The organism is Curtobacterium sp. PhB191, from assembly GCF_004346515.1.
GTDB lineage: Bacteria > Actinomycetota > Actinomycetes > Actinomycetales > Microbacteriaceae > Curtobacterium.
Genome location: NZ_SMBV01000001.1, coordinates 406,136 through 422,639, shown reverse-complemented (window position 1 = coordinate 422,639; position 16,504 = coordinate 406,136). Strand labels below are relative to the sequence as shown.

At 71.9% G+C, this 16,504-nt stretch carries 16 protein-coding genes; 11 read left to right on the top strand and 5 right to left on the bottom strand.

The window, feature by feature from the left end:
* Positions 1–524 precede the first annotated feature (524 nt).
* From EDF48_RS02040 to EDF48_RS02020, 5 genes are read right to left on the bottom strand one after another with little or no spacing between them, the layout of a single operon-like run.
* Positions 525–1,361, bottom strand: a complete 837-nt coding sequence (locus EDF48_RS02040) for a class II fructose-bisphosphate aldolase (protein WP_131877774.1) — start codon at positions 1,359–1,361, stop codon at positions 525–527.
* The gene (locus EDF48_RS02035; RefSeq protein WP_131877772.1) at positions 1,358–2,317 is read right to left on the bottom strand and encodes a hexose kinase; all 960 of its coding nucleotides are present in this window, start codon (positions 2,315–2,317) and stop codon (positions 1,358–1,360) included. The genes EDF48_RS02040 and EDF48_RS02035 overlap by 4 nt, the downstream gene beginning before the upstream one ends.
* Entirely contained in the window at positions 2,314–3,435 is a 1,122-nt protein-coding gene (nagA, locus tag EDF48_RS02030; RefSeq protein WP_131877770.1) for an N-acetylglucosamine-6-phosphate deacetylase, read from the bottom strand. Before nagA ends, EDF48_RS02035 begins: the two co-directional genes overlap by 4 nt.
* Positions 3,432–4,337, bottom strand: a complete 906-nt coding sequence (locus EDF48_RS02025) for an ROK family protein (protein WP_131877768.1) — start codon at positions 4,335–4,337, stop codon at positions 3,432–3,434. Before EDF48_RS02025 ends, nagA begins: the two co-directional genes overlap by 4 nt.
* The gene (locus tag EDF48_RS02020) at positions 4,337–5,215 is read right to left on the bottom strand and encodes an SIS domain-containing protein (RefSeq protein WP_123293030.1); all 879 of its coding nucleotides are present in this window, start codon (positions 5,213–5,215) and stop codon (positions 4,337–4,339) included. The genes EDF48_RS02025 and EDF48_RS02020 overlap by 1 nt, the downstream gene beginning before the upstream one ends.
* A 132-nt stretch (positions 5,216–5,347) precedes the next feature.
* On the opposite strand from EDF48_RS02020, the gene EDF48_RS02015 reads away from it, so the two are divergent.
* The 11 genes from EDF48_RS02015 (at position 5,348) to EDF48_RS01965 (ending at position 16,471) form a co-directional block, all read left to right on the top strand.
* Complete coding sequence (locus EDF48_RS02015) at positions 5,348–6,136, top strand: DeoR/GlpR family DNA-binding transcription regulator (protein WP_165901013.1); 789 nt, start codon at positions 5,348–5,350, stop codon at positions 6,134–6,136.
* A gap of 148 nt (positions 6,137–6,284) precedes the next feature.
* Complete coding sequence (locus tag EDF48_RS02010) at positions 6,285–7,535, top strand: Gfo/Idh/MocA family oxidoreductase (protein WP_123293031.1); 1,251 nt, start codon at positions 6,285–6,287, stop codon at positions 7,533–7,535.
* Positions 7,536–7,558: 23 nt separating this feature from the next.
* A complete protein-coding gene (locus tag EDF48_RS02005; protein WP_131877766.1) occupies positions 7,559–8,884 on the top strand; it encodes a sugar ABC transporter substrate-binding protein in 1,326 nt (441 codons plus the stop codon).
* Between the two features lie 11 nt (positions 8,885–8,895).
* Positions 8,896–9,873 carry a sugar ABC transporter permease gene (locus EDF48_RS02000; protein WP_111083559.1) on the top strand — a complete coding sequence of 326 codons (978 nt, stop codon included), beginning with the start codon at positions 8,896–8,898 and terminating at the stop codon, positions 9,871–9,873.
* The gene (locus tag EDF48_RS01995) at positions 9,870–10,730 is read left to right on the top strand and encodes a carbohydrate ABC transporter permease (RefSeq protein WP_165901014.1); all 861 of its coding nucleotides are present in this window, start codon (positions 9,870–9,872) and stop codon (positions 10,728–10,730) included. Before EDF48_RS02000 ends, EDF48_RS01995 begins: the two co-directional genes overlap by 4 nt.
* Complete coding sequence (locus tag EDF48_RS01990) at positions 10,727–11,500, top strand: hypothetical protein (RefSeq protein WP_131877764.1); 774 nt, start codon at positions 10,727–10,729, stop codon at positions 11,498–11,500. The genes EDF48_RS01995 and EDF48_RS01990 overlap by 4 nt, the downstream gene beginning before the upstream one ends.
* Before the next feature lie 34 nt (positions 11,501–11,534).
* Positions 11,535–11,741, top strand: a complete 207-nt coding sequence (locus EDF48_RS01985; RefSeq protein ID WP_111083557.1) for a hypothetical protein — start codon at positions 11,535–11,537, stop codon at positions 11,739–11,741.
* 48 nt (positions 11,742–11,789) lie between these two features.
* Positions 11,790–13,475 (top strand): bifunctional 3'-5' exonuclease/DNA polymerase, encoded by a 1,686-nt coding sequence (locus EDF48_RS01980; protein ID WP_131877762.1) that lies wholly within the window; start codon positions 11,790–11,792, stop codon positions 13,473–13,475.
* 23 nt (positions 13,476–13,498) lie between these two features.
* Positions 13,499–13,750, top strand: coding sequence for a hypothetical protein (locus EDF48_RS01975; protein ID WP_131877760.1), 252 nt, complete (start codon positions 13,499–13,501; stop codon positions 13,748–13,750).
* A gap of 44 nt (positions 13,751–13,794) precedes the next feature.
* Positions 13,795–14,616 (top strand): phosphatase PAP2 family protein, encoded by an 822-nt coding sequence (locus EDF48_RS01970; protein WP_131877758.1) that lies wholly within the window; start codon positions 13,795–13,797, stop codon positions 14,614–14,616.
* A 208-nt stretch (positions 14,617–14,824) separates the two neighbouring features.
* A complete protein-coding gene (locus tag EDF48_RS01965) occupies positions 14,825–16,471 on the top strand; it encodes a serine/threonine-protein kinase (RefSeq protein ID WP_131877756.1) in 1,647 nt (548 codons plus the stop codon).
* Positions 16,472–16,504: the final 33 nt, after the last annotated feature.

Here is a 16,504-nt window from a genome sequence, read left to right as displayed (position 1 = left end):
GATGCGCAGCCCGAGAGTGAGGAGCCCTCCGACGGCGGCCGCTGCGATCACTGGCGCTGTACCGATAGCGCCCACCCGTGCTCCGATGATGGCACCAACGCCCCCTGTCATGACGGCCGTGATGATGCGGGCGATACGGCCGCGGACTGACCTGAACCGGATGCCCGCTGCGGTCGCGCCGGTGCCGGCGTACAAGAGTGCCGCGTCGAGGACGAACGGGCCCGGGTACTGGACCCATGCGAACAGTGCTGCGCAGACCGCCAGGATTGCGGCGGTCTGGATGCCATGGGTCCCCAGTGGGGCTGTCCGGGCTCGGGTGCGCAGTCACGCGTCCCTGCGCCCACGATCCAGCAGGATCGGCGCTGGAGCACGACCGCGACGATGACGCCGACCACGGCGATGAGGCCAGCCATGACCGGCGCGTTCAGGACGAGCGTTGCGACGTCGTCAGTGGCGTAGATGGTGTTGCAGATCACTAGTGCTGCGGCGAGCCCGACGAACGCACCGTCTGCTCCGCTCGCGCGTCAGGCGTGCAGGAGCGTCAGCAGGCGTGCGGTCTCGGTGGAGATCGCCTCGCGCCCCGCCGACACGTACTTCCGGGGGTCGACCAGGTCGGGCCGCTCGTCGAGCACGGTGCGCAGGGCACGCGTGAACAGGCCGTTCAGGTGCGTCGAGATGTTGATCTTCGTCATGCCGGCCTGCACCGCGCCGCGCAGTTCGTCGTCGGACAGCCCCGACGAACCGTGCAGGACCAGCGGGACCGGCACCGCGGCACGCAGGCGTGCTACCAGGTCGCGGTCGACCGAGGCCTCGCGGGTCTGCATCGCGTGCGAGGTCCCGACGGCGACCGCCAGGGCGTCGACCCCGGTGTCGGCCACGAACGCGGCGGCGTCGGTCGGATCGGTCCGCACACCGGGAGCGTGCACGCCGTCCTTCCCGCCCACCTCGCCGAGCTCGGCCTCGATGGCGACGCCGGCGGCGTGACACCGGACCGCGAGGGCACGGGTGGCAGCGACGTTCGCAGCGAAGTCCAGGTGCGAGCCGTCGTACATGACGGAGTCGACGCCCAGGTCGATGCCGGCGGCGACGAGGTCCCGGTCCTCGATGTGGTCGAGGTGGACCAGGACGTCGACGTCGGCGGCCCGGGCGATCGCCTGGGTCGCGGTCGTGATCGGCGCGAGCCCGCCGTGGTACCGGACGCAGTTCTCGCTGATCTGCAGGATGACGGGCAGTCCGGCCCGCTCGGCCCCGGTGACGATGGCCTCGGCGTGCTCGAGCAGCACGACGTTGAACGCGCCCACGCCGCGGTGTGCCGTGCGGGCGGTGTCGAGCAGGCCCGTCAGGGCGAGGTCGGTGATCATGCTGGGGTCCTCGTTCGGTCGGGGTGGGTCAGGAAGCGGTGGACGTCGGCGGGGTCGACCTCGCCCGCCACCGGGCGCAGGACGGCGGCGGCGCCGTGGGCAGCGGCGGACCGGAGTGCTCGGAGCAGGGTGTCGTCGGCGAAGTGGGCGCCTGTGCCCTGCTGGTGACCCGGGCGGACCAGGGCACCGACCAGACCGGCGGTCGCTGCGTCGCCCGCCCCGGTCGGGTTGCCCGAGACGCCGGGCACCGCTGGGACCTCGAGCACGTGGTCCGCGGTGTGGGCGGCGATGCCGTGCGCTCCGCGGGAGACCACCACGACGCCCGCACCGCGTTCCAGCAGCCGGAGGGCGGCGGTGCGTTCGTCCGCGGCGCCCGTGGCCTCGAGTAGTTCCTCGCGGTTGGGCTTGCAGACGGTGGCACCGGCGCTCGCCGCCGCCAGCAGCGCGGCACCGGAGCAGTCCACGACGCTCAGGACGCCGTGCTCGTGGGCCGTGGCGACCCAGCGCGCGACGACGTCGGGTGCGGCACCGCCGGGCAGCGAACCGGACACCACGAGGGCGGTGGCGTCGGCGCGGCCGAGCAGTCCGTCGACCGCTGCGGCGACGGCGTCCCACTCGGTGCTGGAGAGCACCGGGCCCGGCTCACCGAACATCGTCGGGTGGGCGACGTCGTCGACCACGGTGACGGTCGTGCGGGTCGTGCCGGACACCACGACGTCGGTGTGGTCGAGGCCGAGATCGTCGAGCGCGTCCGAGATCCAGCGGCCGGGCGTCCCCCCGAGAGGCAGGACCGCGTGCGTCGCGACACCCGTCGCCGCCAGGACCCGACCGACGTTCAGGCCCTTGCCACCCGGGTGCCGTGCGACGTCGAGGACCCGCTGGGTCTCGCCGATGCGCTGTTCGGCGACCCGGTACGTGACGTCGACGGCCGGGTTCGGGGTGACGACGACGATCACGAGACCACCGCCGTCCGCAGGGGGTTCCGCACCGCACCGGTGTCGGGGTCGAGCACGAGGAGATCGGCGGGTGCGCCGACCGTGAGCGGCGCCGGCCGACCGAGCAGCCGAGCCGCACGTGTGGCAGAGGCGGCGACGACCTCGGGCACCGCGACCCCGCTCGTCAGCAGCCCACGGACCGCGTCGGCGACGGTGATCGTGCTGCCCGCCAACGACGACCCGTCGGCGAGCATCGCCACACCGCCGCGGACCGAGACCGCGGACCCGGCGATGGTGTGGTCGCCGTCGGGGCAGCCCGTCGCCGACGTCGCATCGGACACGAGCACCAGGCGGCCCGGTGCACTCCGCTGGACGAGCCCGATCGTGGTCGGGTCGAGGTGGTGTCCGTCGACGATGCACTCGAGCAGCACGCGGTCGTCGGTCAGGGCGACCCCGACCGGCCCCGGTGCGCGGTGGTGGAGCGGTGGCATGCCGTTGAACAGGTGCGTGACGAGCGTGGCACCGGTGTCGATCGCCCGGCGGGTCTGCTCGGCGGTGGCGTCGGTGTGCCCGATCGCCACGACGACCCCGGCGGCGACGAACCGCGCCACGGTGTCGAGGGCGCCGGGGAGCTCAGGGGCGAGTGTCACGACCCGCAGCGCGCCGTCGGCGGCCGCCAGGTACGCGTCGACCTCGAGCGTGTCCGGGGCGTGGAGCAGGTCCACCCGGTGGGCTCCGCGGCGGGCCGGGGACAACCACGGCCCTTCGAGGTGCAGGCCAGCCAGCGTGCCGTCCGAGGTGAGCGGTCGCAGGCGCGTGAGGGCTGCGACGGTGTCGTCGGGACGCCCGGTCGCGATCGAGGCGACGAGGGCCGTGGTCCCCCGTGACCGGTGGTGCGCGGCCGCCGCTCGGGCGTCCGCGGCGGAACACGTCGCGAAGTCGTGGCCGAGTGCGCCGTGGGCGTGCAGGTCGACGAAGCCCGGCACGACGGTGCCCTCGACGGTGACCGCGGAGTCCGCGCGCGGCGGTGTGCCGGCACCGACCGCGAGCACGGTGGCGTCGTCGCCGAGGACGAGCCACCCGTCGTGCAGGTCGTGGGCGGCGGTCACGATGCGTGGCGCACGGACGAGCGTGGTCACAGCAGCACCCCGTTCTCGAGCACCCGCCGTGCGAGCAGACCTGCGCCGATGGCTCCGGCGGCGTCGCCGTGGGCGGCCGGCAGGATCTCCGGTGCGCGGACCCCGACGAGCCGCTCGGCAACCGCCGCGCGGAGCGGCCCGAACAGCAGTGGGCCGGACTCGGCGAGTCCCCCGCCGACGATGACGGTGTGGCAGCCGGCGACCGCGGTCGTCCAGGCGAGGGCGTCCGCGAGCACGGCGACGCAGTCGTCCCAGACGGCGGTCGCCACGGGGTCGCCGTCGCGCACCCGGAGCATGGCTGCGTGCGCTGATGCCGACCCGGAGCGGCGTGCGACTCCCCCGGCCGATGCGATCTCCTCGACCCGGCGCCCAGCGTGCGGTCCGGACGGGATCAGCACCTGGCCGATCTCCCCCGCCCATCCGCCCCCGGACACGACCTGGCCGTCGAAGACCAGCGCGCTGGCCAGGCCGGTGCCGACGGGTACGAACGCGACCGATCCGCGGGACAGCGCCGTGTCACCGGTGTGGGTCTCGGCGAGGGCACCGGCGCGGACGTCGTGGCCGAAGGCGATCGGAACGTCGACACCGCGTCGGACGAGCTCGGCCCGCACGAGGTCGCGGACCGGCACGTCCCGCCAGCCGAGGTTCACCGCGAGGACGACGGTGCCGGCGACTTCGTCGACGACACCCGGCGTGACGAGCCCGACGGCGTCGAGCCGACCGCGGTCGAGCGCCCGCGCTGCCAGGTCGGCGACGGCCACCGCCAGTCGGAGCCCCGACGGATCGTCGCGGGGCGTCGGGACCCGGGTCTCGTCCAGGACGAGTCCGTCGGCGTCGGTCAGCCGGGCCTTGGTGCCCGTGCCGCCGACGTCGACCCCGAGCACCGCGCCTGCGCCCGCCATCAGGTGAGGATGACCGACCGCGTCAGCGAACGGGGGTTGTCCGGGTCCAGCCCACGACCCTCGGCCAGGGCGACGGCGAACCGGTGCACGACGACGAGGCCGGCGATCGGGTCGAGGTCGTGCTGCACGAAGCGCGCACCGGTGGCGGCGACCTCGTCAGCCAGCCCCTGCGGTGCGGCACCGAGCGACCAGACGAGCCGGCCGGGCTGCGCGATGGCGATCGGCCCGTGCCGGTAGTCCATCGCCGGGTAGGACTCGGCCCAGAACTGCGCGGCCTCCCGCGTCTTGAGTGCGGCCTCGAACGTCAGGCCGACGGCGGCACCGCGGCCCACGAAGGAGACCTGCTCGGCGTCGAGCAGGTCGTCGATCGGCAGGGTCAGCGCGATCTCGGCCTGGGCGGCGAGGGCCTCGACGTCGTCGCCGATCGACGCGCGCAGCAGGGCGAGCGCCGTGGTGGCGAACCGCGTCTGCACGACGGAGCGCTCGTCGGCGAAGGGCAGTGCGACCACGTCGTCGGCGACGGCCGCGGCGGGACTGTCCGCGACGGCCGTGATCAGGACGGTGCGCTGCGACGGCAGGGCCTGCAGCAGGTCGACGATCTCGGTCGTGGTGCCCGAGCGGCTGATGGTGAGCACACGGTCGTACTCGCGCGATGCGGGGTACTCGGAGCCGGCGAAGGCGTCGGTGACCCCGAGGCCGGCCTGCTCACGGGCGACGGCGTAGCTCATCGCGATGAACCAGCTCGTGCCGCAGCCGATGACGGCGACGCGTTCACCGGGCTGGGGGAGCGCGTCCGAGAAGGTCGGCAGGAGTGCTGCGGCGGCGCGCCAGGTCTCCGGCTGGGAGGCCAGTTCGGCGCTCACGAAGGTGTCGGTCATGGGAGCCTTCCGGTCCGGTTCGATCCGGGTGATCGATGATCAGGAAGCGTAGCGAGCGATCGTGCGCGATGGAAGACCAAAGCGTCAATTCCGATCACCGAGCAGTCGCGATGGCACCGTAGGATGGCCGTCATGACCCCCCAACAGCGGCTGAACGCCCTGCTCGAACTGGTGAGCGAACGCGGCAACGTGTCGATCGCCGAGATCGGCGAGCTGCTGGGGATCTCGGCCGCCACGGCTCGACGCGACCTCACGACGCTCGCCGACCAGCGGCTCGTCACGCGCACGCACGGCGGAGCCGCGGCGCTCGGGGCCGGCTACGAACTGCCCCTGCAGTACAAGATCGCGCGCCAGGCCGAGGCGAAGACCGCCATCGCCCGTGCCGCCGCGCGACTGGTGCAGCCGGGCGAGACCGTCGGGCTGAACGGTGGGACCACCACGACCGAGGTCGCGCGAGAACTCGGCAAGAGCGAGCGGTTCATCCGTGCCGACGGTGAGTTCGGGATCACCATCGTGACGAACGCGCTCAACGTCGGGTACGAGCTGTCCGTCCGCGCCAACGTCAAGATCGTGGTCACCGGCGGGGTGGCGCGGCGGCAGTCGTACGAGCTCGTCGGCCCGCTCGTCCGCGACACCCTCGACGAGTTCGCGCTCGATCTCGTGGTCCTCGGGGTGGACGGGCTCACCGGGCAGTACGGCGCCACGACCATGCACGAGGGCGAGGCCGAGGTCAGCCGGCACTTCGCCTCGGTCGGCCGACGGGTCATCGTGGTCGCCGACTCGACCAAGATCGAGCGGTCGACGTTCGCCAGGATCTGCCCGTTGGACCGCATCGACGTCCTGGTCACCGACCAGCCCGTCCCGCCGGCCTTCGCAGCCGACCTCGCCAGCGCCGGCGTGGAGCTCGTCGTCGCCGACTGAGCCGACGGACGAGCGCCCGGATCCGGGGCGCGACGTTTCGATCGTGTAAAACCCTCCCGTCGTGGACCCATGAGCGATCCGTGAGCGCCTATTGTGCATTCATGATCGATTCGGCATCATGGGCGTCACAATCACGCAAGGGAGCGAGATGAGCATGGGCGTTGACAACGGGATCCTCCGCGTCGCGGTGATCGGGATGGGCCAGCGGTCCGCCATCGCACGGCACGTCGCCGAAGCGGTCGCCGCGGACCCGGCACTGCAGGCGCAGGTCGTCGCCGTGGCGGACATCACCGCAGCGGGCCGCGAGCGCGGGCGGGTCGAGTACCCCCATGCGCTGGTGGTCGAGCACCACCGGGACCTCACCGACCAGGTCGACGCTGCGATCGTGACCACCCCGGACTGGACACACGCCGAGATCGCGATCGACCTGCTCCGCGCGGGCATCGCCGTCTACCTCGAGAAGCCCCTCGCCATCACGGTCGAGGACGCCGACGCGGTCCTCAACACCGCCGCCGAGACGGGTACCTCGCTCTACGTCGGCCACAACTTCCGCCACGCGGCCGTCGTCCGCCTGATGCGCGAGATCGTCGACCGCGGCGAGATCGGCGAGGTCAAGGCCGTCTGGTGCCGCCACTTCGTCGGCAACGGCGGGGACTACTACTTCAAGGACTGGCACGCCGACCGCGCGAACGTCAACTCCCTGCTCCTGCAGAAGGCCAGTCACGACCTGGACGTCATCCACGCACTCGGCGGCGGGGACACCAGCCGCGTCGTGGGCATGGGGTCACTGTCGGTCTACGGCGACGTCACCGACCGACGGGACCGCAGCGGCGAGCTGATGGGGGACTGGTTCTCCCACGACAACTGGCCGCCACTCGCCCAGACCGGGCTGAACCCGGTCGTCGACGTCGAGGACGTCTCGATGGTGATGATGACGCTCGACAACGGCGTGCAGGCCAGCTACGAGCAGTGCCACTTCACCCCGGACTACTGGCGGAACTACACGGTCATCGGCACCGAGGGTCGCCTCGAGAACATCGGCGACACCGGCGGTGGCGTCGTGAAGGTCTGGACGCACCGTCGTGGCTGGGACACCGCGGGGGACCGCGAGTACCCGATCGACGGCGTCGAGGACGGTCACGCCGATGCCGATCTGATCACCATGACCGAGTTCCTGCGGTCCGTCGCCCTCGGCGAACCGACGGAGCTGTCCCCGATCGCGGCGCGCGCCGCGGTCGCCGCCGGTGCCCTGGCGACCCGTTCGCTGCGCACCGGTTCCGTCCCCATCGACGTCCCGCCGCTGCCGGCCGAGACGATCGCGCACTTCAGCCGGCCCGCCACACCCTCCACACGACCCGCTCCGCACCCCACCCACCCCGCCCAGACCGTCGGTTCCTGACGGCCGTGCGAAAGGACCTCCCGATGACCGCACACATCCCCGCCCGAGGAACCGGCGTCCGCCGGATCCTCGTCGGCGCCGTCGCCGCCCTCGGCGCGGCCGCACTCCTCGCCGGGTGCTCCACGTCCTCCGGGGCGTCGAGCTCCGGCGGCGACTACACCGCCGCCGCGAAGGACACCAAGGCGAACCTGACGTACGCCGTCTGGGACGAGAACCAGGTCAAGGCGATCAAGGCCAACCTCAAGGGCTTCAACGAGGAGTACCCGGACATCAAGGTCAGCGTCGACGTCACGCCGTTCGCCAACTACTGGACGAAGCTGCAGACCCAGGGCTCGAGCAACACGCTGCCCGACCTGTTCTGGATGAACGGCCCCAACTTCCAGCTGTACGCGGCCAACGGCAAGCTCGCGCCGATCACCGGCGAGGTCAAGGCCGGCGACATCGACCCCGCGAAGTACTCGAGCGCGCTGAACGACCTGTACACGTACGACGACACCCAGTACGGCGTGCCGAAGGACTTCGACACCATCGGCGTCTGGGTCAACAAGGCCCTGTTCGAGAAGGCCGGCATGGACCTGCCGTCGAAGGACTGGACCTGGGACGACTTCCAGAAGACCGGCGCCGAACTCAGCGAGAAGCTCAAGGCGTACAACGCGTACGGCGCGGCCGGCGGCATGGACGGCCAGACGACCTACTACGACACGATCTTCCAGGCCGGGGGATCGGTCGTGAACGCGGACGGCACGAAGTCCGAGTACGCCTCGAAGGCCTCGGAAGCGGGTCTGCAGTTCTGGGCGGACCTGATCGACTCGGGCGCTTCGCCGTCGATGAAGCAGCTCACCGACACCACCGCCGACCAGTGGTTCACGTCGGGCAAGCTCGCGATGTACCAGGGCGGCAGCTGGTTCCGCTCGGCCCTGACCGGCACCGCGATGGAGAAGGACATCGTCGTGTACCCCCTGCCGAAGGGCAAGGAGCAGGCGACCGTCATCCACGGTGTCTCGAACGTCGTGTCCGAGGCGAGCAAGAACAAGGCCGCGGCGCAGGCGCTCCAGGTCTACCTCGCCGGCAAGACCGCCCAGCAGCAGCAGGGCGACATGGGCGCCGTCATCCCCGCCTACGAGGGCACGCAGTCCGCCTTCACGAAGACGATGCCGGACGCCGACCTGCAGGTGTTCCTCGACGCCGTCGACTACGCCAAGCCCCTGCCGGTGTCGAAGAACACCGCCGCGTGGAACACCCTCGAGACCAACCTCCTGCCGAACGCCTTCGACGGTTCGACCCCGGTCGACGACGTCGCGAAGCAGCTCGCGCAGAAGATGGACGCCGCCCTCGCCAAGGAACAGTGAGTCCCGAGCCGATGACGATCAACACCGAGCGGCCGCAGGCCGCCTCCACCCCCGCCCGGACGACGCGTTCGTCCGGGCGGGGCGCCCCCGGCCCGACGGCCGGCGGCAAGCGCGCACCCCGACGGACCGACGGCTGGTGGCCGTGGCTGTTCGTCCTGCCGCTGCTCATCGGCGTCGGCACGTTCTACATCTGGCCGATCATCCAGACGTTCTGGTACTCCTTCACCAGCTGGGGCGTGTTCGGCGGTGCGACGTTCAGCGGCGTCGCGAACTACGTCCGGCTCGCCGGTGACCCGCAGCTGTACCAGTCGCTGCTCAACACGATCGTCTACACGGTCATCGTGCTGGCCGGCATCCCGATCGCGGTGTGGCTCGCCAGCCTGCTGAACACCCCGGGCCTGCGGTTCGCGCAGTTCTACCGGGTGCTCTTCTTCCTGCCCTACGTCGCCATGCCGGCCGCGATCGCCCTCGTCTGGCGCATCATGTTCAACGGCGACTACGGCATCGTGAACTGGTTCATCGGACTGTTCGGCATCGACGGTCCGTACTGGATCTCGACGCCCGGGTTCGCGCTCGTCGCGGTGAGCTTCGTCGGCCTGTGGTCGTCCCTCGGGTTCTCGATGATCATCCTCGGCGCGGGCCTCAAGGACATCCCACCTGAGCTGTACGAGGCCGCCGAGCTCGACGGCGCGAGCCGCTGGCGGCAGTTCCGCTCCGTCACGGTCCCGCTGCTCAGCCCGAGCATCTTCTTCGTGGTCATCGTCACGACGATCTCGAGCTTCCAGCTGTTCGACCTGCTCTACGCCATCCTCGGCAGCACCAACCCGGTGATCCCGAAGACGATGTCGCTCGTCTTCTACTTCTACAGCGCCGGGTTCATCGACAACGACAAGGGCTTCGCGGCCGCGATCGCCATGGTGATCTTCCTGCTCATCGGCATCGTCACGCTCGTGCAGTTCCGTGTCCAACGGAAGTGGGTGCAGGCATGACCGCAACCGTCACACCGCCACGGGCAGCACGCCGGCCCGGTCGTCGCGGCGGCAGTCACTGGTGGATCCACGTCGTCCTCGGCGTCGGCGGCTTCGCGATGGCGTTCCCGTTCGTGTGGCAGATCATCATGTCGCTGTCCACGAACGCCCAGGTGCAGTCCGTCACGCCGACGTTCTGGCCGGGGGAGCTGCAGTGGCAGAACTACGCGCAGGTGTTCGAGCGTCTGCCGTTCCTCAGCCAGCTCGGCACGTCCGTGTACGTCACGATCATCCGCACCCTCGCGCAGATCGTGCTCTGCACGCTCGCCGGCTACGCCTTCGCCCGCATGCGGTTCCGCGGCCGGGCGATCCTGCTCGCGATCGTGCTGTCGATCCTGCTCGTGCCGTCGCAGGTCTACCTGATCTCGCAGTACCAGATCGTGCAGGGGCTCGGATGGCTCGACACCCTGATGGGGATCGTCGCGCCGGGCCTGTTCAGCGCGTTCGGCACCTTCCTGATGCGGACGGCGTTCCTGAACATGCCGCCCGAGCTCGAAGAGGCTGCGCGCATGGACGGCGCGAACCCGTTCCAGACGTTCTGGCGGATCATGCTGCCGCTCGCCCGTCCCTCGATCAGCGTGCTCGCGATCACGACGGTGCTGTGGTCGTGGAACGAGCTGCTCTGGCCGCTCGTCGTCTCGACTCGTGCCGAGGACATGCCCCTCGCCGCAGGACTCGCGACGCTGTCGAGCGACCGGACGATCGACTACCCGGTGCTCATGGCCGCGAGCCTGATGGCCATGGCCCCGGTGCTCATCATGTTCATCGTCCTGCAGCGGCGGGTGATGGACGGGCTCGCCTCGTCCGGTCTGAAGTGACCGCCGACACCCCCGGCCAGGAGGCCCGTCCCGCGTCCGTCGCGGTCCTCGCCGCCGCCGTGGGGTCGCCGGACGACTCCGCCACGGTGGCGGCCGCACTGGCCGCCACCGTCGTCGACGCGGAGCCCGCCCAGCGGGACGCCCTGCTGGTCGCCGCGCTCCGCGCGTCCGTGCCCGGCAACGCCGCGGGGCTCGAAGCGCGGGGACTCCCGCGCAGCCTGGCGGAGGCGTCCGTCGCCGACGTCGGCCGAAAACTCGACCGGTACGGTCTGCGTGGCACGGGGGTGGACTGGCTCGTCGCGGTGGCGACCGGTCGCGTGGTGGCCGTGGGGCGCCTCCAGTACGAACTCGGCGACCACCTGCCGGACGGCCAGCCGGCCTGGGGCGTCCACGTCCCGGAGACCGGGCCGCTCGATCCGGACGCCTGCGACCGGTCGTTCTCCCGCGCGCCGGAGGTCCTGCGCGCCCTCGCGCCGGCGCTCGTCGCCGATCGGTGGCAGTGCCGCTCGTGGATCCTCGATCCCGGTCTGGCCACGGTGCTCGATCCCGACGCGAACCTGGTGCGCTTCGCGCGACGGTTCCGGCTCGCGCCACCCGGCCCGCACGACGCCGCCGAGGGTGACGAGAGCGTGGCGAAGTTCGTGTTCGGTGTGCCGCTGGCCACCGCGCGCGCCTCGAACGCGTCCGGTCGCCTGCCCCGTGCGGTGCTCGACCGGTGGGCGGCGGGCGCGCACTGGACCGAACGGACCGGCACCGCACCCGTCGTCTGATCGCGCGCAGCAGTCAGCGCGTACCGTGCAGCGCATGACGAAGCCCGACCACGACCACCTCGACGACGGCGTGGACATGACGTTCGAGGAACGACGCCAGGACACCTTCCGACGCATGTCCGGGTCCGACGCGCACGACGCCGACCCCCGGGTCGAGGTGTCCCGCGCCGAGGACGGCGACGTCCGCATCGACGTGGCCGACACCGCAGCCGTGCGCCCCGGCGGTCCGAAGCGCGCCTGATCCGTCACCCCGTCAGCCGGTGACGGTGGGGCACGGCATGATCGTTCCGTGCACCTCGTCCTCCGCCGCGTCGACGGCGGCGTCCTCGCGACGCCCCTGACCGACTCGGGGACCGCTGACGGTGAGCCGATGCGCGTGGACGAGTCGGCCCTCCCGGCCTTCGTCGCGGCGCACGACGCACCGAGCGTGCGCTGGGTGTGGGACGACACCGCGCGCTGGTACCCGGCCGTGCTCGCCGCCGGCGGACGCGTGGGGCGCTGCGTCGACCTGCGGTTGTGCCGACGGATCCTCCGCGCAGCGCTGGCCGCGCGTGGCTCCGCACTCGCGGCGGCACCGGCGGACGCGCTCGACGCTCCGGTGGCGGAGGCCCGGGTCGTCCGGCCGACGCAGGCCCAGCTCTTCGACGACGCCCTGTTCACCGCTTCGGTGCCGGACGACGACGTCGACCCGGTCGCCGAGTTCCGGGCCCAGCTCGCGGCGGTCGCGACGTCGACGTCGCCCGGTGCCCTCCGCCTGCTGACGACGGCGGAGTCTGCCGGAGCCCTCGTCGCGGCGGAGATGCTGCACGCAGGGCTGCCGTGGCGTGCCGACGTGCACGAACGCTTGCTCGAGGAGACGCTCGGACCGCGCGTCCCGTACGGCGTGCGGCCGCGCCGGCTCGAGGAGATCGCCACCGTCGTCCGCGAGCGCCTCGACGACCCGACGCTCAACCCGGACTCGCCGGCCGACGTCCTGCGGTCGTTGCGCCGTGCCGGGCTCATGGTGACGAGCACCCGCAAGTGGGAGCTGCAGGAGATCGAGCACCCCGTCATCGAACCGCTGCTCGAGTACAAGCGACTCGCGCGGCTCCTGACGGCGAACGGTTGGACGTGGCTCGACGACTGGGTGCGCGACGGCCGGTTCCACCCGAAGTACGTGGTCGGCGGCGTCGTCACCGGGCGCTGGGCAGCCGACGGCGGGGGAGCGATGCAGCTGCCGAAGGGCATCCGCGGGGCCGTCATCGCCGACCCGGGCTGGAAGCTCGTCGTGGCCGACGCTGCGCAGCTGGAACCGCGCGTGCTCGCCGCGATGGCCGGCGACCGGGCGATGGCCTCCGCGGGCGACGGACGCGACCTGTACGACGGCGTCGTGGCCTCGGGCGCAGTCGAGACCCGGCAGCAGGCGAAGGTGGCCATGCTGGGCGCGATGTACGGCGCCACTCAGGGCGAGGGTGGTCGGCTCGTCCCGCGCCTGGTGCGGGCGTTCCCGCGTGCGCTCGACCTGGTCGAACGCGCCGCACGCGCGGGGGAGCGGGGCGAAGCCGTCACGACGTTGCTCGGTCGGACGTCACCCGTTCCGGAGTCGTCGTGGTTCGAGGCCAGGAACCAGGCCTACACGGTCGAGGGGACGCCGGCGATGCAGCGTGCCGTCGAGTCCCGGGCGCGGAGCTGGGGGAGGTTCACCCGGAACTTCGTGGTGCAGGGGACCGCGGCCGAGTGGGCGCTCGCGTGGATGGGGTCGTTGCGCTCCCGGCTCACCGCTCGGTTCCCCGGGGCGGTTACGGACGGGCCGCACCTGGTGTTCTTCGTGCACGACGAGATCGTGGTGCACGCGCCGGAGGAGCACGCCGAGTGGGTGGCGACGCAGATCCGCGAGGCCGCGGTCGACGCCGGTCGGCTGTTGTTCCAGGACTTCCCGGTGACGTTCCCGCTGTCGGTCGCGGTGGTGGGGGCGTACTCCGAGGCGAAGGACTGACCGGTACCTGGTTGCATGGTGTCGTGACGACTCCGTACCGAAGGTCAGACCACCGGGGTGCCGCCGTACTGCTCACGGTGCTGGTGGTGGTCTGCTGGGTGGCCACGATCGCGTTGCCGATCGTCGCCCTGTCGTTGATGCTCCACGTCGAGGCGCCGGCGGAGCGGGCCGTCCCGATCGTCATCGCGTGGTTCATGACCCCGTTCATGACCGCGGTCGGTGTGACCATCGGGCTCGTCATCCTCCAGCGGTCTCGCCGGGCGAGCAGGCAGTAGTCGCGGCCTCGGCGGTTCCCGGGCGCTTCGGGCAGGCTGGACGGATGGACACCGAACGCGGGGACGCCGCCGACCGCACCGTCGGCGAGGTCGACCTCACCCGCTGGCGCACCCGCGCGGGCCGGGCGACCGCGCAGGGGTGGACCACGCTCGGCCACCGGTACGGCGCGATGCCGCTCCTGCTGCTCACGCTGGCCGTCGGGATCGGCATCGCCGTCGTCGCGACCTGGCTCGCCTCCGAGGTCTACGACGCCGTCCGCGAAGCCGACGACGTCGCCGTGCTCGACCGCCCGGTGCTCGACTGGGCACTCACCCTCCGGTCGCCCGTGGGGGATCGCCTGGTCACGTGGTGGACCGACATCGCGGGCACGATCGGCATGCCCATCGTCGCCCTCGGGTTCCTGGTCGGGTTCACCATCCAGCGTCGGGCGTGGACCCCGTTGGTGCTGCTCGTCGCGGCGAGTGGCGGCTCGCTGCTGATGACGATCGCGGGCAAGGACCTCATCGGTCGAGCGCGTCCGCCGCTCTCCGACGCGGTGCCGCCGTACGAGCACTCGCCGTCGTTCCCGTCCGGCCACACCCTCAACGCGACGGTGATCGTGGGCACGATCGTGTACCTGTTGCTCCTGCGGCAGTCGCGGGTCGTCACGCGGGTGTGGACGATCGTCGTCGGGACCCTGTTCGTGCTGTCGGTCGGGGCCTCGCGGGTGTTCCTCGGGCACCACTGGCTCACCGATGTCCTCGCGGCGTGGGCGCTGGGGCTCGCCTGGCTCGCCCTCGTGATCACGGCGCACCGGCTGTACCTGACGGCGCTCCGCCACGGCGCCGAGCCCACCCCGGACGGCGACATCGTCAAGAAGACTTGAACCGACGCGTTCCCGGTTCCAGTTACTGCTCCAAAACTTGAACGACTCCCCTCTGAGCGGCGTGAGACGACCGGCAGTGAAGCCTCGCGCACATCTCGTGAGCAGAAGACGTCGAGTCAGTCGAATGGACTCGACACCTTCTGCTCACCAAGCGCCGAGACCCGACGGATGAGCGGGGCCGTCAGCCGCTACCGGTAGGTTGCCCGTCATGGAAGAACGGGTCTTCGGCGGCAGGTACCGCGTCACGGGCACGCTCGGACACGGTGGCATGGCGTCCGTGTACCGGGCGGTCGACGAGCAGCTCGGCCGCGAGGTCGCCATCAAGGTGTTCCGCATCGGACCGGTCGACCACGGTGAACGCGCCCGCGCCGAGTCGGAGATCCAGACGCTCGCGACACTGCGCAGCCCGGCCCTCGTCACCCTGTACGACGCTGCCCTCGACGACGAGGACGGGGACTCGTACCTCGTCATGGAGCTCGTGCCCGGCAGCGACCTGGCCACCCGGCTGCGCGAAGGACCGCTCGACCCCACGACCGCTGCCCGCGTCGGCGCACAGGTGGCCGACGGGCTGAGCGCCGTGCACGCCCAGGGCATCGTCCACCGCGACGTGAAGCCCGCCAACGTGCTGCTCGAGCGCGACGGCAGCCACGTCAAGCTCGCCGACTTCGGCATCGCCCTGCTCCGTGACGCCTCGCGCGTGACGGGGACGGGCACCGTGATGGGGACGGCCGCGTACCTCGCGCCGGAGCAGGTCCTGGCGCAGGAGATCACCGGCAAGGCCGACGTCTACGCGCTCGGGCTGGTGCTGCTCGAGTGCTTGACCGGCGGGACACCGTTCCCGGGCAGCGCGATCGAGTCCGCGACCGCGCGACTCACCCGCAGCCCGGAGATCGACCAGCACCTGCCGACGGCCTGGCGCACGCTCCTGCACGTGATGACCGCGCAGGACCCGGCCGAGCGTCCGAGCGCGGCCGAGGCAGCCGAACGACTCCGCGCCCTGGGCCGCGACGAGCCCGGGCCCGCCACGCAGCTCCTGCCCGGCGGTCCCGGCACGTTGACGGCAGCCGGTGCCGGCGCGGCAGCCGGAGCAGCCGCGGCCGGTGCCGCTGCCGCCGCCACGGCTCCGATGGCCTCGCACGCGGACGACGCGACCCGCGTGATGCCGGCGAGTGGTGCCTCCCGTCCGGGTGGACAACCGGGCGCGGACGACGCGACCCGCGTGATGGACGCCCAGCAGCCGAACGCCGCGGACGACGTGTCGACCACCGTCCTCGGTGCCCAGCGCGGCACCGGCGGCCCGACCGGCGGAGGAGGCGGGGTGCCACCCGCGGCCCCACCCGTCCGTCCGGGCTCCGGTGACGACTCGGCGAAGCGCGAGAAGCGACGCAAGGGGCCGATCATCACGGCGATCGTCGTGGTCGTCCTGGTGCTGGTCGGCATCGGGGTCGCAGTGTTCGCACTGAACGGCGACGACGACGGCACACCGGCTCCGACGGACACGAACTCGACCGCGCCGACGGAGCAGCAGCCCAGCGAGGAGCAGCAGCCGAGCGAGGAGCAGCAGCCGAGCCAGGAGCAGCAGCAGCCGAGCGAGCCGGCTGAGCAGCAGCCCTCCGAGCCGGCTGAGCAGCCGTCCGAGCCCGCTGAACAGCCGAGCGAGCCCGCCGAGCCCAGCCAGGAGCCGTCGGTCGGTCCGGAGCCGAGCGCGCCGGTCTCGAACCCGGTGCAGGAGCCGCAGGACGGCGCCGACCCGGCCGACGGCGCAGCCGACACGACGACCGACACGACGACCGACACCTCAGCGGACGCCGGTCCGGGCAACTCGGGGAACGCGCCCGGGCAGAACAAGGGCTGACACGCCGAGCGTTTTCGTCCAGACGCTGGACCA